Source organism: Massilia aurea, from assembly GCF_014200505.1.
Classification (GTDB): Bacteria; Pseudomonadota; Gammaproteobacteria; order Burkholderiales; family Burkholderiaceae_D; genus Telluria; species Telluria aurea_B.
Genome location: NZ_JACHBX010000001.1, coordinates 1,562,015 through 1,586,760 on the forward strand (window position 1 = coordinate 1,562,015; position 24,746 = coordinate 1,586,760).

The following is a 24,746-nucleotide window of genomic DNA, read 5'->3' on the forward strand; positions in this document are numbered from 1 at the left end:
CGCCGATGGACCGCATTGCCCCCGAGTTGCTGTCTCCAACCCTGCGCGCCGACCCGCCCGCCGATGACACCGTGGCGCGGATGCTGGCCGGCGCTAGCGGGCCGGCCGAGCTGTCTGCGCGCATCGCGCAGATCAACGCTGAACTGGCGCGCTGGCAGACCAATGGAGCGCTGGCGTCCTGGCGGCCCGGGCCCGGTCTCGATCCGCGCGCGGCCGAGGCGTTGATCGACTACCTGGCCGCCTGCCAGCACTTGCCGGCGTGGACCGACCGGGCGGCCATCGCACGCGCCGAGATGCTGTTCATGGACATGAGCATGCTCTCGTGCACGCTGCTGTTCTGCGCCAGCCTGCCCGAATGCTATGTGCTGCCCGACCTGTCGGCCGTGCTGCACGCGGCCGGCCAGCTCGAGGCGCATACCGATTACCGCGTGCGCTCCACCGCCGCCATGATCTTCCCCGTCATGCTGGCCGGTGGCCTGACCACACCCGAAGGGGGCGGCGTGGCCCAGGCCCTCAAGGTGCGCCTGATCCATGCCACCATTCGTTACCTGATCCTGCGCGGCACCCCGCGTGACGCCATAGACGCCCCACCGGTGCCGCCACTGGCGCCGGCCGGCAGCGGCATCTATCACACGCTGTACGCGCACGGCTGGGACACGTCCGTCAACGGCTTGCCGTGCAACCAGGAAGAACTGGCCTATACCCTGCTCACGTTCAGCTACGTATTCGTGCGGGGCCTGCGCACGCTGCGCCTTGCACTGGCGCCGCAAGATGAAGAGGCCTACCTGCACACCTGGAACGTGCTGGGCCATGTACTGGGCATCGAACAGGGCCTGATGGCGACCACGATGTTGCAGGCGCAGCACGACTTCGAGGCCATCCAGGCGCGCGCCCGCCTGCTGGTGCGCAGCCCCGATCCGCGCCCGCTGCTGGCGGCGGACCTGATGAAGGCGATGGAAAACGAGATCCCGATCCGCCTGCTGAAACCCGTGCCGACGCTGCTCACGCGCCTGCTTTGCAAGGGCGATGCCACGCGCGACCTGGGCCTTGACGCGCGCGTGCCTCTGCTGGCGCGGGCCGTGTTTGCGCTCGGGCTGGCAGGGGTGCGCTGCGTCGACGCCGTGGCGCGCGTGTTTGTGCCTGGGTTTTCGCTCAGCCGCATGCTCACGCGCGCGCTGGGCCAGCGTTTGGTGACGCACTTCCTGCTCGACCAGACCCGGCCGCTGCGCCTGCCCGACGCGCTGCTGGGCAACGTGAATGCCACCGCCACTGCCTGGCGCACGGACCCGAAGGCATCGCACTGGATGCGCCGCCTGGAAGCCCGTCTGGCCGGACGGGCTGCGAGGCCTGATCAGCCCTGATAGCCCTTGTCGCCCTCGCAGCCCGGGAGCCGGCATCATCGGCGCAAACCCGGGCGTGCAAAAATGTTACATTCAAGAATTATAATATTGTTGCTCTCAGGGACGACCTGCTAGACTGTCAATACCGCAACATCCCGTCAACACCCGGGCGCTGACGTCATTTCGACCAAACAGTTCGCGCCTCGCACCGATGAATCCGAAGATGATGCTCACGCCAACTGTCCTGTCCCGTCTCGCTGCAGCTCTCGGCGGCGCCGCACTGCTGGCGCTGCTGCTACGGGGCTGGAGCGCCGGGACCCAGTTGCTGGTGGCCAGTTCGGTGTTGATGTTCCTGGCCTGCCTGGCCAGCGCTGCGCGCGTGCTCGGCCCGCGTCCGGCCCTCTCCCTCGTGCTGATCGCGCTGCCGATCGGCTGGTTTGCCGAAGAAATGGGCGCGAACTATGGCTGGTTCTTCGGCAGTTACGATTACACGCCCGTTCTCGGCCCGCAACTGGGCAGCGTGCCCGTCGTCATCCCCCTCATGTGGTTCGCGCTGTCGTACATCGGCTATGTGATGGCCAACCTGATCGTCTGGCAAGTCCCGGCCGATGGCGCGACCTCGATCCGCCGCAGCATCGTCATGGCCCTGCTTGCTGCACTGATCGTGACCGCCTACGACCTCGGCGTGGATCCGTACATGGTCTACAAGCTCAAGGCCTGGATCATGGTGAAACACGATGGCTGGTGGTTCGGCGAGACGCTGCAGGGTTTTGCCGGCTGGATGCTGGTGGCCTGCAGCATCGTCCTCGTGTTCCGCCTGTTGCTGCGTCTGTTGTCAGGCCAGACGGGAACCCGCCCGGCGCCGGCCACGCGCACCCGCGATGTCCTGGTCCCGCTCGGCCTGTACGGCGCCTTGATGCTGTTCGAAGCCACCCAGGGCGTGCCGGTCGAAACCCGCACCATCGCCCTGTTCGTGATGGGCATGCCGCTGTTGTGCGCCCTGTGCGGGCTGTATCGCTGGCAGCTGGTCACTGCAGTCCGGGGTGCGGCATGACGCGCTCGATGCGGCGCGCCATGTGCGCGCGGATGGCGTCCTTCGCCTGCCTGATGGCGCTGCTCGTGCTGGGCATGATGGCCGCGACGCCAGCCGTAGCCCAGACTTTACAGCTCACGCGCGAGGCTAACGTCGTCGATGCCTGGCCGGCCGTGACGACCCTGGCCGATCCCGCCAATGCGCTCGACGCACCCGCCGCACTGGCCGCCGGGGCGCGCTTTGCCCGACCGGCGACCGCCGACGCCAGCCTGGGCATGCAGCCGGGGACGACCTGGGTCCGGATCCCCGTTGCGGTGGCGCCCGATGCCACCAATGGCTGGGTGATGCAGATCGATTTTGCGCTGCTCGACGAGGTCGACGTCTGGGTGCGCTTTCCGGACGGCCTGCGCAAGGTCGCCAGCGTCGGGCGCATGCAGCAACAGTCGGGCGACGCGCTCAAGGGCCGCGTGCCCGGCGCGGTGCTGCGCCTGACGCCGGGCACGGCCTATACCGTGCTGCTGCGCGTGAAAACCGTTGGCCCCAAGATCCTGCCGATCAGCTTCATGCAGCCCGACGCCGTCCTGCCGGCCGAACTGGGCGAGCAGCTGATGCAGGGCATCCTGCTGGGCCTGCGCCTGACGCTGATCCTGTACGCGCTTGGCCAGTGGTATGCGCTGCGCGAGCCGCTGTTTGGCAAGTACGCGCTGCAGGCCACCGGCGTCACGCTGTATTCGGCCGCCTGGTTCGGCACCGCCGGCCAGTACCTGTACCCGGGCAATGCCTGGCTGCTCGAACACGGGGCCGGCCTGGCCTCGATCATGGCCTCGTGCGGCGCCTACCTGTTCGTCGAGCAGTCGCTCGCGCGGCCCGGCCAGGACCGCATTTTCAGCCGCATGATGAAAACGCTGGCCGCGCTGTGCCTGGTCACAGCGATCGGCTTTGCCGCCGGCGTCATCAACCACAAATACCTGGTCCTGATCGTGGGCACGCTGGGCATCATGCCGATGCTGCTCGGTCTGCCCGGCGCCTACCGGCGCGCACGGGCTGGCGATGCGGTCGGCATTTACTTCCTGGTCGGCTGGGCGGTGGCATTCGCGGCCGCGTTCACCACTGCGCAGCTCATCAACGGCAAGCTCCCGGCGAACTTCTGGACCATGCACGCACTGGTCTTCGGCAGCACCTTCGACATGCTGGTGTTCATGCGCATCCTGGCCCTGCGCACCGAGGCGATGCAACAGGCGATGCTGCGCGCCGAAGCCAGCACCCGCATGAAGTCGGAATTTCTAGCCAATATGAGCCATGAAATCCGTACGCCGATGAACGCCATCATCGGCATGAGCCGGCTGGCGCTGATGAGCGAGCCGGCGCCGCTGCTGCGCAATTACCTGAGCAAGATCCTGGGCGCGAGCGAGCACCTGATGGGGATCATCAACGACATCCTCGACTTTTCCCGCATCGAAGCGGGCAAGCTGCAGGTAGAAGCAGTGCCGTTCGACCTCGACGAGATGCTCGATCATCTGGCGAGCCTGACCGGCGTGAAGACCGACGCCAAGGGCATCGAACTGATCTTCCGGGTCGGCCCCGGCGTGCCGCAGCGCCTGATCGGCGACCCGCTGCGCCTCGGCCAGATCCTGATCAACCTCACCGGCAATGCTGTCAAGTTCACCGAGCGCGGTGAAATCGTGGTGGCCGTCGAAGCGCAGCAGGTCGACGACAGCAGGATCGTGCTGGCGTTTACGGTCAGCGACACCGGCATCGGCATGACGCCCGAGCAGCTGGCGCGCCTGTTCGTCTCGTTCAGCCAGGCGGACAGCTCGACCACGCGCAAGTACGGCGGCACGGGCCTGGGCCTGTCGATCTCGCGCCAGCTCGTCGAATTGATGGGCGGCGAGATCGCCGCGCGCAGCACGCCGCACGTCGGCAGCAGCTTTACCTTCACCGTGCAGCTGGGGATCGCTGAAGGCCATGCGGCCGCCAGTGCGGTACGCAAGGCGCTGTTGCTGGACGTGCGCGCGCTGGTCGTCGACGACAGCGCCACCGCGCGCGACGCGCTGGCCGAAATGCTCGCCGGCCTGGGTGTGCACGCCGATACGGCCGCCTCGGGCGAAGAATGCCTGGCGCTGCTGGCGCGCGCCGCGCGCGACGGGGCGCCGTACCAGATCGTGCTGATGGATTACGTGATGCCGGGCCTGGACGGCATCCAGACCATCCACCGGATTCACCGGCATGCCCACGAACAGGGCGACATGACGCCGCCACCGGCAATCCTGATGATCTCGGCCTGCACGCGCGAGACCGTGATGCAGGAGCAAGGCCAGGGCGACCTGCCGATCGATGCATTCCTGCACAAGCCGGTCGGCCCGGCGCTGCTGTACCACAGCCTGTTGCAGGTACTGCACCCGCAGCTGGGCGCCGTGGAAACGGTCGACAACTACCTGCCGGCGCTGGCCGACCTGCCGCGCCTGGATGGGGCGCGTATCCTGCTGGCCGAGGACAACGACAACAACCGCGAAGTCGCCCTCGACTTCATGGCCGCCGCACGGATGCAGGTCGATGTCGCCTTCAACGGCGTCGACGCGGTGCGCATGGCACGGGCCGGGGATTATGACCTGATCCTGATGGACATCCAGATGCCCGGGATGGACGGCTTGGCGGCCACGCGCGATATCCGGCTCGACCCGCGTCTGCGCGCGTTGCCGATCGTGGCCATGACGGCGCATGCGCTGGCCAGCGACCGCGCCCAGAGCCGGCAGGCCGGCATGAACGACCATGTCGTCAAGCCGATCGACCCCGACCTGCTGTTTTGCACGCTGCTCAAATGGATCGATCCGGTGCGCCTGAAGGGCCGTCCGGTGCCGCAGGCCACCCGGCCCGCCCCGTCCGCCCCGTCCGCCATGCAGCAGGTATCCGGCCGGCCGCTGCCGGCAGTGCCGGGCATCGACTGGCGCATGGCGCTGGAGAATGTGGATGGCCAGCGCAGCCGCCTCGAAAAGCGCGCCGGCAGCTTCATCCGCGAATACGCGAGCGCCCCGCGCATCCTGCGCGACGCCCTGCAGGCGGGCGACCATCCGCGCCTGCAGGCGCTGGCGCACAACCTGAAATCGAGCGCCGCCTATGTGGGCGCGTTTGAACTGAGCAGCGCGGCCGCGCGTCTCGAGCAGGACCTGCGCGCGGGCCAGTTCGACCGCGTCGGCGTCCAGGTGCCGGCCCTCGTCAACGCCGCCGACACGGTGCTGTCCGGCCTGGCCCAGATGGCGGCGCTGGCCTTGCCGCAAGCGGGCGACCCGGAAGCGCTGTCGCAGGTGATCGCGCGCCTGGACGGCTACCTGCGCACCGACGATGCGCGCGCCGAAGACGCCCTGGCGCAGCTCGAATCGCTGCTGGGTGCGGGGGCGCACGCCGATCCCGTCGAACAGGCGCTGGGCGCCGTGCGGCGCGCTGTGGCCGAGATCGAATATGCTGCGGCACTGGGGCCACTGGCGGCCCTGGGCGCGCAACTCGATCCGAGCCTGGAGGAGACCCGATGAATATCGATCAGCAGCAGAAGGTGCTGGTCGCCGATGACGACGCGATCAACCGCGAAGTGCTGGGCGAACTGCTCAAGCCCGACTACACGGTGGTGCTGGCCCGTAACGGCGCGCAGACACTGGAACGCGCCGGACGCCATCTGCCCGACCTGATTTTGCTCGACGTGATGATGCCGGACATGGATGGCTACGAAGTGCTGCGCCGGCTGCGTGGCGATCCGCAGACGGCGCACATCGCCATCATCTTCATCTCGGGCCTGGACCGGCCAGAAGACGAAGCCAATGGTCTCAAGATGGGCGCGTCGGACTACATCGTCAAGCCGTTCAACCAGACGGTCGTGATGGCGCGCGTGGCGCTGCATCTGCAGGTGGTGCGCCAGCGCCGGATGCTCGAGCGCCTCGCGAATATCGACGGCCTGACCGAACTGGCCAACCGGCGCCGCTTCGACGAAGTCTATGAGCAGGAATGGCAGCGCGCCTGCCAGAGCGGGCGGCCGCTGTCGCTGGCCCTGCTCGATATCGACGCCTTCAAGCAGTTCAACGACCGCTACGGCCACCCGGCGGGCGACCGCGCGCTGCGCTCGGTGGCGCGCACCACCGGCGCGGCCATGCACCGGCCGGGCGACCTGGCGGCGCGCTATGGCGGCGAGGAGCTGCTGCTCCTGATGCCCGAGACCGATGCCCAGTCCGCGCATGCGATAGCCGAAGCGCTGCGCGCGGCCATTGCCGGCCTGGCAATCCCGCACGAAGCGTCGAGCGTTGCGCCGGTGCTGACCGTCAGCATCGGCGGCGCCACGTTCGACCCGGCCGGCAACGAGCAACCGTTCGAACTGTTCGAAGCGGCCGACGCCCAGCTCTATCGCGCCAAGCAGGCCGGGCGCGACCAGGTGTGGTGGCGCGCGCTCGCGCTGGTGGCGGCGTCCGCTTAACCGGCTGGCAGCTGGACCGGCGCGTCGACGGTGGGAAGCGCGAGATCGACGCCCACCGTCGTACCGCGCGAAGTGCTGGCGATCGTGAGCGCACCACCGGCCAGCCGCGCGCGTTCACGCATGCCGGGCAAGCCCCAATGACCCTGGCGCGCGCCGCGGGCCAGGATATCGGGCGGGATCCCCTGCCCGTCGTCGCTCACGGCCAGGCGCAGGTTGCCGCCCTGGCACGCGAGTTCAAGCACCACCTGGCGCGCGCCGGCATGGCGAAATGCGTTGGACAAGGCTTCGCGGCCAATGGTAAACAGTTCTTCCTCGACGTCCGGCGCCAGCACGGGCAGCACGCCGCTGCTGCGCACGACGAAGCGCACGCCGGCCGGCGCCGCAAACTGCTTGCCCACCTCGGCCAGCGACTGCGCCAGCATCCCGTCGCGCACCGCCGGCCGCCGCAATTGCGTGAGCCGCTCGCGGCCTTCGTCGATCACGTTTTCGGCGCGCACCAGGACGTCCTCGACATCGGCGCGCAAGCTGCCTTCACCCGGCAGCTTGCCCATCAAAACGTGCATGCGCAGCACCAGCGCCTGGACGCTTTGCAGGAACGTGTCATGCAGCGTGCGGGCGATGCGTTCTCGCTCGAGCATGCGCACCTTGACGTCATGGTGCAGGCGCCGCGCGACCAGCCGCAGGCGCCAGCGGTGCAGCGCCCAGCCGATGGCCAGCAGCACGAACCCGCAGGCCAGCTGGAACGGGAGCGTCTGCGTGAAGGCGGCCTCGATGCGCAGCGCCGCGCGCGCCGGCGTGGGACTCCAGACGCCGTCTTCGTTGGCAGCGATGACCTCGAAGGTGTACGCGCCCGGCGCCAGGTTCGTGTACACGGCCTGGCGCACGTTGCCGGCGTCGCGCCAGTCGCGGTCTTGCCCCAGGAGGCGATAGCGAAAGCGCACGCGCTCGGGCATCGACAGCGCCGTGGCGGTGAAGTCGATTTCCAGCCGCGGCGTGCGCGCCGGCAGCACCACCGGCGCGCCGGCAGGATAGCTGCGTTCGTCCGTGCGGATGATGCACACCAGCACGGTCGGCGGGCGCGGGTTGCGCGGGATGGCGGCCGGGTCGATGTGGCCGACACTGTTCGAGGTGGCGTACCACAGGCGGCCGTCGGTCGCCTCGACCAGCGATGGCAGCGGCCGGATCTGCGCCGGCATCCCCAGGTGGCCATCGAGATGGTCGAACCGTTCGGCCGCGACGTCCGGGCGCAGCCGGGCAGTTGCATCCCCCAGCGCCCGCGCGTCGATGCGCGCCAGCCCGCCCGTGTCGTGCAGCCACAGTTCGCCGCCGGCGCGTTCCACGATGCCCGAGACGCCGTAGAAGGCGCCGCGCCCCGTCTCGGCCAGCGGGACGAAGCGGCGGCCATCGAACCAGGCCAGGCCACGGTCGCCGCCGACCCAGATCCGGTCGCGCCCCTGGACGATGGCCAGCGTATTGCCGACGGCCAGGCCATCCTTGTCAGTGAAGCGCCGTACCTGTCCGGCGTCCAGCACGGCGATCCCGTTATCGACATAGCCGAACCAGATGCGCCCGGCGCGGTCAGTGGTGAGGGTGATCGCGGTCGGCATGCGCAGCTCGGCATGGCCGCCACCGGCGCGCCAGACGCCGTCCTGCAGCACGTGCACCCCCTTGCCTGTCACCGACATCCACAATGCGCCATCCGGCGCCACGGTGATCGCCTGGATGACCTGCGCCGCGAGCTCGGGCGGCAGCGGCGTACGCGTGGTTGTGCCCTGCGCGACGCGCCACAAGCCGCCATCGGCGGCAAACCAGAGCGTGCCATCGGCCTGGCGGTGCGTCGCGCTCGCACGGTAGATCGGCACGTTACGGCGCCCGCCCTGCCGGTCGACGACGAAGGTAGATACCGGGAACGCGTTTTCGTGATGGCGGTTGATGACCCATACGGCGCCGTCGTCGCCCGCAATCACGCCCGGCAGCCCGGTCTGCCCCTTCGGCAGTGTGATCGTCGACAGGCGCGGCTCGCGTACGCGGTCGATGCCATTTTCGGTGGCGAACCACAGATTGCCTTCACGGTCCGTCAGTGAGCTGGTCATCGACTTGCCCGAGAACCCGTTGGCCGGCATGAACTGCTGCACGGGCTTACGTTCATCGTCGAGCAGCTGCAGCGCATCGCCTGCATTCACCCACAGTCGGTGGCGGCGATCGATGGCATACGTCAGCATCGGCAAGCCACCGTTGTTCAGCGTGAACGGGATTACACTGCCGGTATCCGGGTCAAACAGTTGCAGGCCGCGAGCGCGGCTGTTAATCAATACCTGACGCTCGGTCAGGAGGTCGCCCCCATCGACGCCCGCCTGGTCGAGCACACGCCTGAATGTGTAGACGCGGCCCGATGTGCTTTGCCTGCTTTGCTCACCACGTTCGCTCCGGTAGACGCCATCGGCGCCATACACCAGCATGCTGCCGTCGCGCAGAACGGTATGGAATCGTTGCGGGCCCTCGGGTAAGCCCTCGGCCGCCGTGACCAGACGCCAGTGTTCTCCATCGAACGCAAACAGGCCGCGGCTGCCGGTGGCCCAGAAGCTGCCGTCGGGCAGATGGATAAAGTAGTACACCGCACCCTGCGGCCCGCCGCTGCCCGTATAGTGCTGCACGGCGCCAGGCGTGAAGCGGCTGATGCCGCCGAACTGGTAGCCGACCCAGATTGTGTCGCCGACCGCCTTGACAGCGGTGATGGCCGGCGAATGGAGGGGGTGGCCATACACGGCGCGGTTGCGCACGAAGCGCGCGCCGTCGAAGCTGTACAGACCATCGGTGGCGGCGAACCACAGGAGGCCATTGCCATCCTGGGCCATCGAAAACACGTTTGCTGGCGCGCCATCCTTGCGGGTCCAGCCGGTGTGCTGCAGATCGGTGCGCCACGGGGTGCTGGCGGCTTCTAACTGGGACCGGGACGTTGATTGGGACTGAAGTGCATGACTGACGGGGGCATGCGCCAACGACGTGGCGGCCAGCGTCCATGCAACGATACGTAGGCAAAGCGGGGCCATGCGGGCTTTTCGTCGATGTGCGTTCTTTTTATTGGTCGTACCGCACAATCATAGCTGGCGTGGCATAAAAAGCAAGTGCTGCCGCTCGCTTGGCGGCAGCACTGGATGTTTCAGGTCTTGCTGCGCGACTTGAACGTCACCACGCGGTACAGATACCAGCCCAGCAGGCCGATCAGCACTGCCTTCGACACCGGATCGACATACTCGGCCACGCGCTCGTACTGGCTCTCGAGTGCATAGCCGGCGCCGGTCAGGATGCCCGTCCAGATCAGTGAACCGATCGTCGAGAACAACAGGAACTGGCCCATCGACATCTTGGCCAGGCCTGCCGGCACCGAAATCAGCGTGCGGATCGCCGGAATCAGGCGCCCCAGCAGCACCACTTTCTTGCCGTGCTTTTCGAAGGCGTCCATCGCATGCTCGATGTCGCCGTGGGTAACGGTCATCCAGCGTGCGTGCTTGTCGGCGAAGGCTTCGAGCCGCTCCTTGCCATACACCTTGCCGGCGTAATACCAGGGCAAGGCGCCGGCCACCGAGCCGGCGGTACCGGCCAGCAGTACGCCGATCACATTCAGCTCACCGCGCGCAGCGACGAATCCGGCAAACGGCATGATCAGCTCGGACGGAATCGGCGGAAAGATGTTTTCCAGCGCCATCAGGGCAAAGACGCCCAGATAGCCGCTCTTTTGCATGAACTCGGTGATGAACTCGAACACGGGACGTACTCCATATCATTGGGCAGCCTCTACGATACCAAGATTCAAAAAAGACATCTGTTCTGCTGCGCGCGCCAGACGTGAGGTGACAGGCCGATGACATCGTGAAAGCTGCGGGTGAAGTGCGACTGGTCGCAAAACCCGTGCGCATGCGCGATCGTCGTCAGCGGCGTGCTGGACGCGACCATGGCGTCGCAGGCGGCTGCCAGCCGTCGCCGCAGCACATACACGCGCGGCGGCACGCCGACGCTGTGCTTGAAGGCGCGCGTGAAGTGGCTCACGCTCAGGCCAAGGGTGGCGGCCAGGCGCTCGGTGCGCAGCGTGGCCGCGAGATTGGCGTCGATGTAATCGGTGACGCGCTGGATCTGCCAGTGTGGCAGGCCGCCATGCTGGCGCGGCGGCGGCGAAGACAGCTGCATGAAATCCCTCCGGAAAGTTCGGTGACGATCCGGATGGTGCAATGGCGTAGCCGATGGCGACAGACCACGATGGGGCGCTGCTACCCCCCACGAAAGTGGGGGTGCGGCAGAAACGTGCCGCGCCTAGATCTCGAGAAACCCGCGCTCGATGCCGATCGTCACCGCATGCGTGCGGTTGTTCGCGCCCAGCTTGTCCATGATGCTGCGCAGGTGGCCCTTGACCGTGTCCTCGGACAGCGTGAGCAGGCGCCCGATCTCCTTGTTGCCATTGCCGCGCGCGGTCAGCTCGAGCACCTGCAGCTCGCGCACGGTGAGCGTTTCGTGGCCCAGGTGGCGCGCCAGCTCGCCGGCGATCTCGGCCGGAATATACCGGTGGCCGCCCGCCAGCACCCGGATGGCATCGGTGAGCTCCTTGCGCAGCGAGCTCTTGAGCAGATAGCCCTGCGCCCCGCTCTTGATCGCCTGCATGGCGCGCGCATCACCGCGGAACGTGGTCAGGATCGCTAGGCACGCCTGCGGAAACTCGGCGCGGATCGCGACAATCGCCTCCATGCCGTTCAGATTCGGCATCTGCAGGTCGATCAGCGTCACATCGGGGCGCAGCGTGCGGTACAGCGCTACGGCCTCATTGCCATCGGCCGCCTCGCCCACCACCTGCATGTCGGCCTGGCTGTGGATGACGGCGGCGATCCCCTCACGCATGAGCGGATGGTCGTCGGCGATCAGGATGGTGATCGGGGCGGTTCGTTGATGCACGGCGGTCCTCTTCTGGTTGTGGTCACCCGGATGATGCCGTCACCCTGCGGGGGCGTCCAGTCATGGCGTGTGGGGCGCGGTACGGTCCGGCGCCAGCCACATCGCCGCCAGCACGACATGCAGCACGGCGGCGAGCGGCGCAGACCACGGCGAGACCGCGATGGCCAGCGCGTACAAGCCCACCGACACCTGGTTTTTGCGCGCGTGCCAGGCTGGCGCATGGGCCGCGCCATCGCTCGCACCGAGCCGCCACGACAGCAGCAGAAACGACAAAGAGCACAGCAGCAGCACGACACCGTACAGCGCGACCGGCGCCGGTGCCATCGGGTGTTCGCCGGCCCAGGCCGTGACGAACGGAATCAGCGACATCCAGAACAGCAGGTGCAGATTGGCCCACAGCACGGCCCAGTCCACGCGCCCGACCCGTTCCAGCAGCGCGTGGTGGTTCACCCAATAGATCCCCACGTACAGAAAACTCAGCGCATAGCGCAACCAGCCCGGGATGACGCCGGCCACGTCGGCCAGCGTCGTGCCATGCGGCGGCTCGAGCTCCAGCACCATGATCGTGATGATCACGGCGATGACACCGTCGCTGAACGCTTCGAGCCGGGCTTTGTTCATGCAACGGCCTCAAGCGACGGCATGCACAGGTGCAGTACCAGGATCGCCAGCGGCACGGTCAGCGCGACAAAGCCGAGCGCCAGGAACAGCCAGGCGCCACCGGCGCAACCGGCGGCAAACCCGCACAGCGGCCAGAAGAACTTGCTGCAGCGGGCCGCCGTGGCGGCATCGCCCGCGCCGCGCAGGCGGTCGACCGTATCGATCACCAGTTGCGTGACGTTCCCGGTCATCATCGACGTGGGCGCGAGATGCGCCAGCAGCAGCTTGCTGGCAGCGCTGTGCGCGCCCATCGCCGCCGCGCCGAACAGGCCGGCCGCCATCGCCAGCGCTGACATCGTGCGCGCCACCGGCTCGGCCAGCATGCCGCATACCATGAAGCCAGCCAGCAGCGCCAGTTGCAGCAGGTACGATGGCCGGTGCGCGCTGGTGCCACGCCGCTCGCACGACGCGACCAGCAGCCGCGCGGCAACGATGCCGGCGATGAAGGCCGGGAACGCCAGGATCTTCAGCAGCGACGGGATCTGGCCCGGGTCGGCCAGTGACGCGCCCAGCAGCACGAAGTTGCCGGTCACGTGCGCCGTGAACAGGCCGAACAGCGCCATGAAACCGAGCGTGTCGACGTAGCCGGCAAACAAGCCCATATTGAAACCATGCAGCCGGGACGGATGTGGCGGCGGCATGTCAGAACGCGAAGCAGCTGCAACCGAGCGCGCCCCAGAAGCCGCTGTAGCTCGATACGGGAATCGTCGATTGGCGCGCATGATCGTGGCTGTGCGCATGCACGCCGCACGGGCCGCTGCACTGATGCGGCAATGCCATGGTTGGCTGTGCCGCCGTCTTGCGCCAGTGCCCCGGCACGCTCGCCACCGGCGACCAGTCGGGCAGCACGGGAATCGGCGGCAAGCCAAGATCGCTGAACTCGGCTGCGCCGTAGACGATCCGGCCACCGACCACCGTCAGTACCGATTCGATGGCCTTGATGTCTTCGGCATCGACCGTGAAGAAATCGGCCGACAGCACCGCCAGGTCGGCGAACATGCCTTCGCGGATGCGCCCCTTGCCTTCCTGCTCGTTCGAGAACCAGGCGCTGCCGGCGGTCCACAGTTCGAGTGCGACCTGGCGCGGCAGGTAGCCGGCGCTGCCGTACAGGGCCAGGCCGCCGACCGTGCGGCCGGTGACCAGCCAGTACAGCGCTGTCCACGGGTTGTAGCTGGCCACGCGCGTGGCATCGGTGCCGGCGCCGACCGGCACGCCGGTCGCCAGCATCTGCTTGATCGGCGGCGTGGCGGCCGCTGCTTCGCTGCCGTACCGGTCGACAAAGTACTCGCCCTGAAACGCCATGCGGTGCTGGATCGCGATGCCGCCGCCCAGCGCCGCGACGCGGTCGATATTGCGCTGCGTGATCGTCTCGCAATGATCGAACATCCAGTGCAGGCCATCGAACGGGATGTCGCGGTGTACTTTTTCGAACACGTCGAGCATGCGCGAGATCGATTCGTCGTAGGTCGCGTGCAGGCGAAACGGCCAGCGCTGCGCCACCAGGTGGCGCACGACGCGTTCCAGCTCGCCCTCCATGGCCGGATCGAGATCGGGGCGCGGCTCGAGAAAATCTTCGAAGTCGGCCGCCGAGAACACCAGCATCTCGCCGGCGCCGTTATGACGGTAATAATCGCTGCCCTGCCCTGGGGTCACCATGCCGGTCCAGCGCTGGAAGTCTTCCAGCTCGCCGCCCTTGTGTTGCGTGAACAGGTTGTAGGCGATGCGGATCGTCAGCTGGCCGGCCGCGTCGAGCTGCTCGACGACGGCGTAATCCTCGGGATAATTCTGAAAGCCACCGCCGGCGTCGATGGCGCTCGTGATCCCCAGGCGATTGAGTTCGCGCATGAACTGGCGGGTCGAGTTGACCTGCAGGTCGTGCGGCAGTATCGGGCCCTTGGCCAGCGTGGCGTACAGGATCATCGCGTTGGGCCGCGCGATCAGCATGCCGGTCGGGTTGCCGGCGCTGTCGCGCACGATCTCGCCGCCCGGCGGATTGGGCGTGTCCTTCGTATAGCCAACGGCGCGCAGTGCGGCCCGGTTGAGCAGCGCGCGGTCGTACAGGTGCAGGATGAACACGGGCGTATCCGGCGCGGCCATGTTGATTTCGTCCAGCGTCGGCATGCGCCGCTCGGCAAACTGGTATTCGTTCCAGCCGCCCACCACCCGCACCCACTGCGGATTAGGGGTACGGTCGGCCTGCGCCTTGAGCATGCGCAGCGCATCGGCCAGCGATGGCACGCCTTCCCAGCGCAATTCGAGGTTGTAGTTCAGGCCACCGCGAATCAGGTGCAGGTGCGAGTCGTTCAGGCCGGGCACGACGGTGCGACCGTTCAGGTCGATGACCTGGCTGCCTTCTTCGCGGTGGCGCATGACGACATCGATGTCGCCCACCGCAATGAAGCGCCCGTCGCGAATCGCCACGGCAGAGGCTTGCGGCTGTTCACGGTCGACCGTGTGAAAGCAGCCGTTGATCAGGATGAGGGCCGGCGACGCGGCGCGTGGGGTGGCCATGGTCGTTACGCCGGTACGGGCGCCAGGACCTCGTGCGTGCCAGCCGCCCGCGCCGGCGCGTTGTGCACCATCGTGTAGGCATAGTCCACGCCCATGCCATAGGCGCCCGAATGCTCGGTGACGATCTTGATGACGGCGTCATAGGTCTCGCGGCGCGCCCAGTCGCGCTGCCATTCGAGCAGCACCTGCTGCCACGTCACCGGCACCACGCCGGCCTGCACCATGCGCAGCATCGCCATGTCGTGCGCTTCCTTGCTGGTGCCGCCCGAGGCGTCCGAGACCATGTAGATCTCGTAATCGCCTTCGAGCATCGCGCACAGCGCGAACGTCGTGTTGCACACCTCGGTCCACAGGCCCGCGACGACGACCTTCTTGCGGCCATTGGCCGCCAGGGCGTCGCGCACTTTCTGGTCGTCCCACGAATTCATCGACGTGCGCTCGAGGATCGGCTGGCCCGGGAACACGTCGAGCAGCTCGGGATAGGTGTGCCCGGAGAACGAGGTGGTTTCGACCGTCGTGAGCGTGGTCGGGATGTTGAAGACCCGGGCTGCCTTGGCCAGCCCGACCACATTGTTCTTCAGGACCTGGCGGTCGATCGACTGCACGCCGAAAGCCATCTGCGGCTGGTGGTCGATGAAGATCAGTTGCGAGTTCTGCGGGGTCAAAACGTCAAGTTTGGGGTTGGTCATGGTGGTCTCCCTGTGATGGTGGATGGTTCGTCGAATCTGGTTCAGCCCTGGCCCGTGGCGGGCGGCTCGTCGGCTCCCGGCGCAGGGCTCGGCGCTAGTCCTGGCGCGGGCGCCTTGGCCGCAACGCCCGTGATGCGCGGGGTGCACTCGCTGGCGAACCACCCTGCAGTGAGGGGGGCGCCGTCGAGCAGGCGCTTGGCGACCGGCACGATCTGCTCGCCGATCAGCATGCCCAAGAGGCCGATCAGCGCGATGGCGGGCGGCGTGGGCGAGCGCACGTTGATCAGGCCATACAGCAAGCCGGCCAGCACACCGGCGCCCAGCGATATCAGGTACATGGCCTGCTCCTTGACGTACATTGGGTTGTGACCGGGCCGGACGCGGCGCCTGACGGGATGAAGTATCGCTACCCGCCCGACCTGGCGATAGAATCAGACTGCTATTTTTCGCGCCCGGGGCTTGGTGGCGACCGCGCTTGCCGCTACCATGGCTGGATACCGATTCCAGGATGCCTACTTGCTCAAGCTCAGCCTCGACGCCCTACAGATCATCGACACCATCGCCCGCCGCGGGTCATTCGCGGGCGCGGCCAAGGAACTGTTTCGCGTGCCGTCCACCATCTCGTACACGGTGTCCAAGCTCGAGGACGACCTGGGCGTGCGCCTGTTCGACCGCTTCGGGCCGAAGGTCACGCTGACGCCGGCGGGCCAGGCATTGCTCAAGGAAGGCCGCTACCTGCTGCGCGCCGCCGGCGACCTGGAGTCGCGCGTGCGGCGCGTGGCCTCGGGCTGGGAAACGGACTTTGCGATCGGGATGGATTCGGTGCTGGGCGCGGGTGGCCTGCAGCCGGATATCGAAGCGTTCTACGAAGTGGCCGACCACACCCGCCTGCGTATCGTGCGCGAGTCGCTGGGTGGCACCTGGGACGCCCTGCTCGACCGCCGCGTCGACCTGCTCGTGGGCGCTGCCGGCGACGGACCGTCGGGCGGTGGCTACACGGCCGAACCGATCGGCACGAGCAGCTTCGTGTTCGCGGTGGCGCCGCACCATCCTCTGGCAGCGCTGGACCACGCGCTCGACAAGGCCGATCTGCTGCCGTATCGGGCAATCACGGTGTCGGATTCGGCGCGCGTGTTGGGCGCGCGCACCGTGGGCATCCTGTTCGGACAGGCCACGCTGGCCGTGCCCGACATGCGGACCAAGTACGAATTCCAGGTGCAGGGGCTGGGCTTTGGCTTCCTGCCCGAGGCCTGGGCCAGACCGGCCATCGCACGCGGCCAGCTCATTGAAAAACAGGTGGTTGAACCCAAGCCCGACGAAACCTTTTACCTGGCCTGGCGCAGCGCCGAGGATGGCGCGGCGCTCACCTGGTGGATCGACCGGATGCGCACGAGTTCACCGTTCGCCCGTATGGCCGTCGATCCGTGTGCGGCTGCCTGAATCACACGCACACGACACGCCGCCCCGGGTTCGGGACGGCGTTGCTGCCTGAGCGTGTTACTGCGGCAGATCGAACACCAGCACTTCAGCCGCCTCGGCCTGGCCCAGCGTGACCGCCGGCTCACCCGTGATCTTGAGCGCATCGCCACCGCTCAGCGCCACGCCGTTGACCGTGATCTGGCCACGAATCACGTGGACATAGGCCTGGCGGCCATCGGCCAGCGCATGGGTCGCCCCATCGGTGCCGCTGAAGATGCCCGCATGGATCGATGCATCCTGGCGGATCGAGACCGAGCCATCGCGGCCATCGTTCGACGCTACCACGCGCAGCTTGCCGGTCTTCGAGGCCGTGTCGAAGTGCTTTTCTTCGTAGCGCGGTTCGGCGCCGATCTCGTTTGGCTCGATCCAGATCTGCAGGAAATGCACGCCTTCGGTTTTCGAACCATTGAACTCACTGTGCACGACGCCTGTTCCGGCGCTCATGACCTGCACGTCGCCGTAGCGCAGCACCGAGCCGTTGCCCATGCTGTCCTTGTGCGCCAGGGCGCCTTCGAGCACATACGAGATGATTTCCATATTACGGTGACCGTGCGAATCGAACCCGCGGCCTGCCTCTACATGGTCATCATTGATGACGCGCAGCGGGCCAAAACCCATGTGTTTCGGATCGTGGTAATGACCGAACGAAAACGAGTGCTGCGAGTTCAGCCAGCCAAAACTGGCGCCACCACGTTCATTGCTTTTACGGACGTTCAACATCATGTGCTCCTTTCGTGATTGGATCATCGAGCTGCTCGAATCTTGATACCGTTGCGGGCATTTGCTGATTCTTGCCTTGTTCCCGATGCGATGACGCTATTATGCGCGCCACCGGCCATGATGAAAAACGAGTTATCTGCCGTCGTATGATCGATATTTTCGATTATCGAATCCCCATTCCGGATTTGATCGAACCGATAGCGGCAATCGAGCGGCTGGCCAGCAACGGCCAGCCGCCCGACGTTTGACGTGGGGTGCCGCGGATCAGAACTTCACGGCCGCGCGCGCATAGTAGTAACCACCGTTGATGCCATATGGCGAGAACCCCGGGTAGATCGTCACCGCACCGTTGTCCAGATTGGCGCGCTGCTCGGCCAGCGTCAGTGGGTTGACCTTGTCCGGGTACTCGTTGAACAGGTTGTTCGCGCCCAGCGACACGCTCCAGGCCTTGCTGATCTGGTAGCTCACTTCCAGGTCGGTCAACAGACTGGCCTTAATCCGGTTTTCGCGATACACCGCGCCGTCCGTCGAGAACTGTTCGGACGACTTGCCGAAGTAATTCTCGCGCAGGTTCACGGTCCAGTCACCCATGCGCCACAGGCCACCCAGATTCAACCGCACCTTGGGCGAGGCCGTTTCGAGGTGCGAGATCGCGGTGGCGTCGAGCAGCGTCTGCGCGCCCAGCTGCGTCGGCGCCTGGTTGATCTTGATGACCTCGACCTTGTTGTAGTTGGCCGCGGCCGACCAGTCCACGCGGCCGTAAGCGCCGTAGTTGCTGCTCAGGGTGGCGACGATTTCGGCGCCGCGGCTGCGGGTGTTGACCGCATTGGTGAAGATGTTGATGCCGGTTTGCACGACGGTCGGATCGAGCACATTGCCATTGGCCAGGATTGCGGCCGTGACGGCCGGCGAATTGATCGCACCGCCCGAACCGTACAGCGAACCGCTGCCGACGATGCGGTCGCGGATCGTGATCTGATAAGCGTCGAGCGTGACGGACATGCCGGCCACCGGATTGAGCACCAGACCCGCGCTGATATTGGTCGACGCTTCCGGCTTCAGGCCGTCGATGCCCACCAGCCGGGCGCCTGGCGAATTCGGCGCCAGTTGCACAAAGGCGCTGCGTGGCGACACGTTGGTGGCCGAATAGAACGATTCGGCCAGTGTCGGCGCCCGAAAGCCGTTGCTGTAGGTGGCCCGCACGGCCACGTCCGGCGTGAAGTCGTAGCGGCTGGTGAGCTTGCCGACCTTGGCGTTGCCGAAGTCGCTGAAATCCTCGAAGCGTCCGGCGATGTCGACCGTCCAGCCGGTCACCGGCTGGACGGCGATATTCGCGTAGACCGCCTTGTTGTTGCGGCTGTGTTTTCCGGCGTCGGTCAGCGAGAAGCCCGGGAACGATTGCGCCCCTTCCTTGTAGCGCGATGCGGCGTCGCCCGCAACGATCGCGTAGGTGTCGCGGCGATGCTCGAGGCCCAGCGCCAGCGTCAGCGGTGTGGCCATGCCGGCGTCGAACTCGCGCCGCAGGTCGAGGTTGTTGGTCCACTGGCTGGCCTGGAATTCACCTGCCTTGAAGGACAGCGACGTCGCGCGCGTATCGGCAAACAGCGAGATATTGGCCGAATTGGCCACGCCAAGCTTGGCCACGTCCTTGCCGTAGGTGCTGGATACATCCCAGTTCCAGTTGCCGAACACCTTGCCCTTGATGCCGAACGTGAACGCATAGTCTTCTTCGTCGAACGTCTCCTGCGGGCTGAAGCCCAGCGGGTAGATGGTCGGCAGGCGGTTGGGCATGCGGTAGTTCTCGAACGCGCGCGCTTCCTTCTTGCCGTAGGTGGCAAAGCTGTACAACTCGGTGTCGCCGCCCAGGTCCACGCCGAAATTGGCGGCGAAGATGTGCTGGCGGTACTGGGCGTCGCCCTGGATCTTGTTCAGATACGGGTAGCCCGGCGCATTGACGAGCGACGGCATCGCCGCCATCGTCGCCGGATCGACGACACGCGGATCGATCCCGCCACGCTCCGAGAAGCCGTGGTACTTGGTTTCCGCTGTCAGCGACAGGTAAGCGTTGGTGAATGGGGTCAGGCCGATATTGGCCATGCCGTCGCCCGTGTGCCCGCCGCCGTCCATGTAGCCACCGCCATTCACGTTGGCGCTGCCGCCACGGTAATTGGACTTGAGGATGATGTTGATGACGCCGGCAATGGCGTCGGTGCCGTACTGCGCGGCCGCGCCGTCCTGCAGCACTTCGACGCGCTCGATCGCCGCCACCGGAATGAAGTTCAGGTCGGCCGCGGCGCCGCCCTGGAAGGCGCCGGCCAGCACGGCCAGGTTGGCGGTGCCGTGGCGGCGCTTGCCGTTCACCAGCACCAGCGTGTTGTTCGGCGACAGGCCGCGCAGGCGCGCCGACAGCGTCATCGCCGCCATGTCGCTGCCGAAGGACTGGGCATTGAGCGACGGCAGGTTCTGGGCCAGGGCCTGGATCAGGTCGGGCTGGCCGGTGCGGGCCAGCGACGACGCGTCGAGCACCTGGATCGGCGAGGCGCTGTCCTCGACCGTCAGGCCGGCGGCGCGCGTGCCCGTGACGATCACGACGCCGGTACTGGCAATCGCGGGGGCATCGGGAGCGACGGCCGCCGCCGCCGCGGTGTCGACAACTGAGTCGACAGCGGGATCGACCGCCTTGTCGGCGGCGTGGGCCGCCACGCCCCACGACAGCAAAGCGGCTGCGACACTGGTATGAATGATGGTCTTGTACATGGTGGTTCCCTGTTGGCGTAGTTCGTTATTGGTCTGGTTGGCGTGCCCGGCGCGGGCCGCGCCGCTTACTTCTTCGCTGCCACGACTTCGATTTCCACGAGCCAGCCGGCATTGCTCAGGCCCGCCACCTGCATCACCGCGCGCGCCGGCAGGTTGGGCTGGGCGCCGCCGAAGAACTGGGTGTAGCCGGCCATGAAGCCGGTGACGTCGGCGCGCCCTTTCTGCGCCGGGTCCCCCACCAGGAACACCTGCATCTTGACGACGTCGCCCATGCCGAGCCCCATGCCGGCGAGGATCTCCTTGATCTTCTGGAGCACGCCGACCGTCTGCGTTTTGGTGTCACCAAAGGCTGCGATGGTGTCGGGGCCGGCCGCCTTGTCGACGATGGGCGGCACCTGGCCGCTGATGAAGTGGATCGTCGCGCCGGGCGGCACCGACACGGCCAGGGCAATGGGAAAATCCGAGTTCGGGATCTTGTGGCGCACGATGTCGGTGGCTGCGGCGCTGGCGATAACGGGCGCCAGCAGCAGCGCAGCAGCCAGGCACGAGGTGGAGCGGAGAGCGGCAAAGTTCATTGGATCGTCTTTCATGGACATGGGAAGGAAAGGAAAGGAAGAGCCTCAGTGCTTGTTGCCGAAGCGGCTGTCGCCCGCCGGTGCGACCTGCAGCGCCGCGCGCCGCATGGAGACCTCGGTGCCGGTAATCGGCGGCGCGTGGTTGCCCCAGCTGCTGCGCGCATAGGTCAGGACGGCGGCGATATCGGCGTCATCCAGGCTGGTGCTGAAATCGGGCATGCCCCCGCGCCCCTTGAGCAGCACCTCGGCCACGGCATCGGCCGGCCCGATGGCGACCGGGCTGGCCACGAGCGCCGGGAACGCGCCGGGAATGCCACGCCCATTGGCCTGGTGGCAGGCCGCGCAGTTCTTGGCGAACAGCGTCTTGCCGTCGGCCGGCGCGGGTGCCTGGGCCTGAGCCTGGACCGCACCGGCCCACAGAACGGCGCTTGCGAGTGCAACGATCGGGGTCTTCATGCGCTGGCCCTCCGGTGCAGCGTCTCGACCTGCTGCCATGCCGATTCGATGGCGCCGGCCTGCCAGCCCGTCAGGTAGCTCAGGTGTTCGCCGGCCAGCAGCACCCGGCGCTCGCCGTCGAGCAAAATCGGATAGGCGCTCTTGCGCGCGGCGTCGGTCCATTCGGCCCAGCCGCCCAGGCTGTACTGCACGCGGTGCCAGGCAACCGAGAAGCTGCTCTCGTAGCTTGCGCGGTAGGCAGGAAAGATCTTTTCGCCGGCCGCGAGGGCAAACTCGGTCCGCTCGCCAGGGGTCATCCCGCTGACTTCAATGGCGTCGAGTGCGTAGTGGTAGTAGCCCAGCACGACACCCTTTTTCTGCTGCCAGCCGCCGGACGGCAGCGAGATCGTGTTGATCCCTTTCAGGTCGGTCAGCACGTGCCCGCCGTAGATGTGGTCGTCTTCTTCCCAGAAGCGGCGCCCCATCTGCAGGCCGATCTTGCCGACCGGCGCGTACGGGACGGCCTTGATCGCGGCCTTGAATCCGTCGGAGAAATCGGTGTCGATCATGCGCAGCACCGACAGCGGCACCGTGCACACGCAATAATCGGCCGTCACGCGCGAGAGCGCGCCGCTGGCCGTGTCGCGCACGTCGATCGTGACCTTGTCGTCGCCCTGGCGGATGCGCTGGACTTCGGCGTGGTAGCGGATGCGGCCGCCCAGACGGCTGGCGAAGGCGCGCGGGATCGCGTCCATGCCGCCGACCGGCTGGAACATCGTGGCGTGCATCGGGAACTCCTGCACCGCGCTGTAGACCTTGCCGACCCGGGCGGCCAGCAGATCGTGAAACGCCAGCGGATCGGACGGCGTACCGGCGCCCGGCACCAGCCCCGCGCCGGGGTTGGTGGCAAAGCCACGGCCGCTGCGGCCCTTGTAGGCCAGGTCGCCGGCGTCCAGCGCTCCTTCGTGCTTGAGGTAGTCGAGCAGCAGGCGCTGGTCGTCGCCCGTCAGTTGCGTGTCGAGCGCGTGGCCGGTGACCGATTTGGCCAACAGTTCGGCGACGTGGCCGCGCATGTCGGCCTTGATCTGGGCGCCGCGCAGGCGCTGCTTCGACAGCGGCCCGCCATCCTCGAGGTACACGTACGCATGGTCATTCTCGTTGACCATCACTTCGAGCGGCACCTTGAACTGGCGCGCGTAGTACAGCGTGGACTGGTGATCCAGCGGGATGCGCCACGGGCCGTGGTTGATGTACTGGCCGACGTCGAAGCGGCACTGCTGGGCCTCGCCGCCCAGTTCGTGCAGCTTGAAGTCCTTGCGCGCCGTCTGGCAGCGCCCGCCCGCATAGGGCCGCGCCTCGAGCACCTGGACTTCGTAGCCCAGCTTGCCCAGTTCGTAGGCTGCCGTCAGGCCGGCCAGACCGGCGCCCAGCACGACGACTTTCTTCCCCTTGCCAGAGCCAGCGAGCACGGGCGGCGTCGTAGTCCGGGACGCGATCCCCATGCCCCAGGCATTCATCGAGCCCATCAACAGCGCCGAACCACCAACGGCAGCGGCGCGGTACAAAAACTCACGTCGGGTCAACGACGGTGTCAAACGTTTCATTCCTACCTCCACTTGGCGTTACTGAAAGACCGTGCAACTAATGGCCTATCAGCAATACCTGTGCCAAGTGACCGATGAAATCGTCAATACAGAAGAAATTAAAATAAAGTACAGCGCCAGTTATGGCGAACGTAAGCCCGGCGTAAGCGCAATATTTCGAACAAGATTCAGATAACGCGATTTTCCATTCGTATTTACAATCGTGACGCAGCTGGCGGGATGCACGTCGCATGCCGCGCCGATACTTTATTTATCCTGACCGCCCGGGATCCTGCTCGGGCAGCGTATCGGTCCCACGCACGTGCCAGGAGCGTGCCAAATCATCACTGCACCGTTGTGGCGTAAATACGCACTTCATTGGGTGCGATCAATGTCGTCGCGTTCCAGCCAGTAGTTGAACTGGCCATAGCTGGGAATGGCGCCGGGCGCGCAGTCGGCGAAGTGCTCGCGCAGCATCTGGCGATACGCAGCCGGCCGTGAGAAGCGCGGATGATTGGCGGCAAACTGTGCAGCGGCGGCCAGGAACAGCGCCCGCAGCGCGGCATCGGTATTGGTGCCCGCATTGGCGCTGCCCGTCGCACCGTTGCGCGGGCGGCCGCGCTTGACGCCGGCGCTGGCCGCCCGCGTCTTGCCACGCGCACCGGAGTTGGCGTAATCGGGCAGCGACGCGTCGATCGTCTGGCCCCGCTCCCAGTAGCGGCGCAGGTAGCGCATGAGGCTGGCGACGGAGATCCCGTGCGCGCGACTGTAGGCACTGAGCAAGGCTGCGCGCGGGCGCGGCAAATAGAGTTGCGGCAGGTCGTGGTGCAGGGCCGTGACGGCATCCCACGCCTTCATCTGCAGCAGGTGGTGTTTGCCGGATGGGGCGTCGACGCGCGGTGCGCGGCAAGGGTCGGCGAGCAGCAACCGGGCGCGCCGCGTCGACACGTCCGCCACCAGCACGTGCAGCGGCGTGCTGCGCGGTGTCGCGCTTGGGCGCCGCAGTGCAAAGGTATAGGCCACGGAATGCGTGACGTCGATCCACAGGATCCGCACCAGATGGCCCGGGGGATCGCGGTATTCGAGGACATCGTTCTGCAAGAACATCAGCCGCTCCTGGCGTTGAGTTCATTGCTTATATGCAAAGAACGCGCCAGGCACGGTCATGGCGGCCCGCGCCGGGGCCGCCGGTCAATCATTTCTGCGCCAGGATCCATTTCGCCAGCACCTTGGCTTCGGCGTCCGTCACCTGCGGATTGGCCGGCATCGGGATCGGGCCCCAGGTGCCGCTGCTGCCTTTCTGGATCTTCTGGATCAGGCGCGCTTCGGCGCCGGCATCCTTCGCATACTTGGCCGCGACGTCCTTGTAGGCCGGGCCGACCAGTTTGGTGCCGACGGCGTGGCAGGCCATGCAGGCCCGGGCCTTGGCCAGGTCGGCGTTCGCCTGGGCGGCAGGGACGGCGGCGACGGCAAAGGTCGCTGCCAGGGTCAGGGTCAGGTATTTCTTCATGATGCTCCAGTGGCTGGGTTGATCGTAAGGCGCAGGCGCCCTGGCGGGCACCACCTG

At 66.8% G+C, this 24,746-nt stretch carries 22 protein-coding genes; 6 read left to right on the forward strand and 16 right to left on the reverse strand.

What is annotated here, in order from left to right; all coding sequences use genetic code 11:
- The first annotated feature begins 5 nt into the window (after positions 1-5).
- From HD842_RS06950 to HD842_RS06965, 4 genes are all read left to right on the forward strand, one after another.
- The gene (locus HD842_RS06950; RefSeq protein ID WP_183552574.1) at positions 6-1,361 is read left to right on the forward strand and encodes an oxygenase MpaB family protein; all 1,356 of its coding nucleotides are present in this window, start codon (positions 6-8) and stop codon (positions 1,359-1,361) included.
- A 190-nt stretch (positions 1,362-1,551) separates the two neighbouring features.
- Positions 1,552-2,394 carry a carotenoid biosynthesis protein gene (locus HD842_RS06955; RefSeq protein WP_229424620.1) on the forward strand — a complete coding sequence of 281 codons (843 nt, stop codon included), beginning with the start codon at positions 1,552-1,554 and terminating at the stop codon, positions 2,392-2,394.
- Entirely contained in the window at positions 2,391-5,900 is a 3,510-nt protein-coding gene (locus HD842_RS06960) for a hybrid sensor histidine kinase/response regulator (RefSeq protein WP_229424621.1), read from the forward strand. The genes HD842_RS06955 and HD842_RS06960 overlap by 4 nt, the downstream gene beginning before the upstream one ends.
- Positions 5,897-6,829 carry a diguanylate cyclase domain-containing protein gene (locus HD842_RS06965; RefSeq protein ID WP_183552576.1) on the forward strand — a complete coding sequence of 311 codons (933 nt, stop codon included), beginning with the start codon at positions 5,897-5,899 and terminating at the stop codon, positions 6,827-6,829. Before HD842_RS06960 ends, HD842_RS06965 begins: the two co-directional genes overlap by 4 nt.
- Here the strand turns inward: HD842_RS06965 and HD842_RS06970 are convergent.
- The 9 genes from HD842_RS06970 to HD842_RS07010 form a co-directional block, all read right to left on the reverse strand.
- The gene (locus HD842_RS06970; RefSeq protein WP_183552578.1) at positions 6,826-9,879 is read right to left on the reverse strand and encodes a sensor histidine kinase; all 3,054 of its coding nucleotides are present in this window, start codon (positions 9,877-9,879) and stop codon (positions 6,826-6,828) included. The two genes, HD842_RS06965 and HD842_RS06970, sit on opposite strands and share 4 nt — an antisense overlap.
- A gap of 110 nt (positions 9,880-9,989) precedes the next feature.
- Positions 9,990-10,595, reverse strand: a complete 606-nt coding sequence (locus HD842_RS06975; protein WP_183552580.1) for a DedA family protein — start codon at positions 10,593-10,595, stop codon at positions 9,990-9,992.
- Positions 10,596-10,639: 44 nt separating this feature from the next.
- On the reverse strand, positions 10,640-11,014 hold the full coding sequence (locus HD842_RS06980; RefSeq protein WP_183552582.1) for a helix-turn-helix domain-containing protein: 375 nt from the start codon (positions 11,012-11,014) through the stop codon (positions 10,640-10,642).
- A 123-nt stretch (positions 11,015-11,137) separates the two neighbouring features.
- Positions 11,138-11,770, reverse strand: coding sequence for a response regulator (locus tag HD842_RS06985; protein WP_183552584.1), 633 nt, complete (start codon positions 11,768-11,770; stop codon positions 11,138-11,140).
- A 60-nt stretch (positions 11,771-11,830) separates the two neighbouring features.
- Positions 11,831-12,391, reverse strand: a complete 561-nt coding sequence (locus HD842_RS06990) for a TMEM175 family protein (protein WP_183552586.1) — start codon at positions 12,389-12,391, stop codon at positions 11,831-11,833.
- Positions 12,388-13,071 carry a YoaK family protein gene (locus HD842_RS06995; protein ID WP_229424622.1) on the reverse strand — a complete coding sequence of 228 codons (684 nt, stop codon included), beginning with the start codon at positions 13,069-13,071 and terminating at the stop codon, positions 12,388-12,390. The genes HD842_RS06990 and HD842_RS06995 overlap by 4 nt, the downstream gene beginning before the upstream one ends.
- Position 13,072: 1 nt before the next feature.
- A complete protein-coding gene (locus tag HD842_RS07000) occupies positions 13,073-14,941 on the reverse strand; it encodes an amidohydrolase (RefSeq protein WP_183552588.1) in 1,869 nt (622 codons plus the stop codon).
- Between the two features lie 5 nt (positions 14,942-14,946).
- Positions 14,947-15,630 carry a hydrolase gene (locus tag HD842_RS07005; RefSeq protein ID WP_183552590.1) on the reverse strand — a complete coding sequence of 228 codons (684 nt, stop codon included), beginning with the start codon at positions 15,628-15,630 and terminating at the stop codon, positions 14,947-14,949.
- 41 nt (positions 15,631-15,671) lie between these two features.
- A complete protein-coding gene (locus HD842_RS07010; RefSeq protein WP_183552592.1) occupies positions 15,672-15,968 on the reverse strand; it encodes a XapX domain-containing protein in 297 nt (98 codons plus the stop codon).
- Between the two features lie 178 nt (positions 15,969-16,146).
- On the opposite strand from HD842_RS07010, the gene HD842_RS07015 reads away from it, so the two are divergent.
- On the forward strand, positions 16,147-17,070 hold the full coding sequence (locus HD842_RS07015) for a LysR substrate-binding domain-containing protein (protein WP_183553692.1): 924 nt from the start codon (positions 16,147-16,149) through the stop codon (positions 17,068-17,070).
- A gap of 57 nt (positions 17,071-17,127) precedes the next feature.
- Here the strand turns inward: HD842_RS07015 and HD842_RS07020 are convergent, their stop codons facing one another.
- Complete coding sequence (locus HD842_RS07020; protein ID WP_183552594.1) at positions 17,128-17,829, reverse strand: pirin family protein; 702 nt, start codon at positions 17,827-17,829, stop codon at positions 17,128-17,130.
- 101 nt (positions 17,830-17,930) lie between these two features.
- Between HD842_RS07020 and HD842_RS07025 the strand changes: the two genes are divergently transcribed.
- Positions 17,931-18,077: a hypothetical protein gene (locus HD842_RS07025; RefSeq protein ID WP_183552596.1), complete on the forward strand. Its 147-nt coding sequence runs from the start codon at positions 17,931-17,933 to the stop codon at positions 18,075-18,077.
- 16 nt (positions 18,078-18,093) lie between these two features.
- Here HD842_RS07025 and HD842_RS07030 read toward each other — a convergent pair whose 3' ends face one another.
- From HD842_RS07030 to HD842_RS07055, 6 genes are all read right to left on the reverse strand, one after another.
- Positions 18,094-20,586, reverse strand: a complete 2,493-nt coding sequence (locus HD842_RS07030; protein ID WP_183552598.1) for a TonB-dependent receptor plug domain-containing protein — start codon at positions 20,584-20,586, stop codon at positions 18,094-18,096.
- Between the two features lie 65 nt (positions 20,587-20,651).
- Positions 20,652-21,176, reverse strand: coding sequence for a RidA family protein (locus HD842_RS07035; protein WP_229424623.1), 525 nt, complete (start codon positions 21,174-21,176; stop codon positions 20,652-20,654).
- 30 nt (positions 21,177-21,206) lie between these two features.
- Positions 21,207-21,617, reverse strand: coding sequence for a c-type cytochrome (locus HD842_RS07040; protein ID WP_183552600.1), 411 nt, complete (start codon positions 21,615-21,617; stop codon positions 21,207-21,209).
- Entirely contained in the window at positions 21,614-23,200 is a 1,587-nt protein-coding gene (locus HD842_RS07045; RefSeq protein WP_229424624.1) for a flavin monoamine oxidase family protein, read from the reverse strand. The genes HD842_RS07040 and HD842_RS07045 overlap by 4 nt, the downstream gene beginning before the upstream one ends.
- A 354-nt stretch (positions 23,201-23,554) precedes the next feature.
- Positions 23,555-24,286 (reverse strand): hypothetical protein, encoded by a 732-nt coding sequence (locus HD842_RS07050; RefSeq protein WP_183552602.1) that lies wholly within the window; start codon positions 24,284-24,286, stop codon positions 23,555-23,557.
- Positions 24,287-24,374: 88 nt separating this feature from the next.
- Positions 24,375-24,689 carry a c-type cytochrome gene (locus HD842_RS07055; protein WP_183552604.1) on the reverse strand — a complete coding sequence of 105 codons (315 nt, stop codon included), beginning with the start codon at positions 24,687-24,689 and terminating at the stop codon, positions 24,375-24,377.
- Positions 24,690-24,746 lie beyond the last annotated feature (57 nt).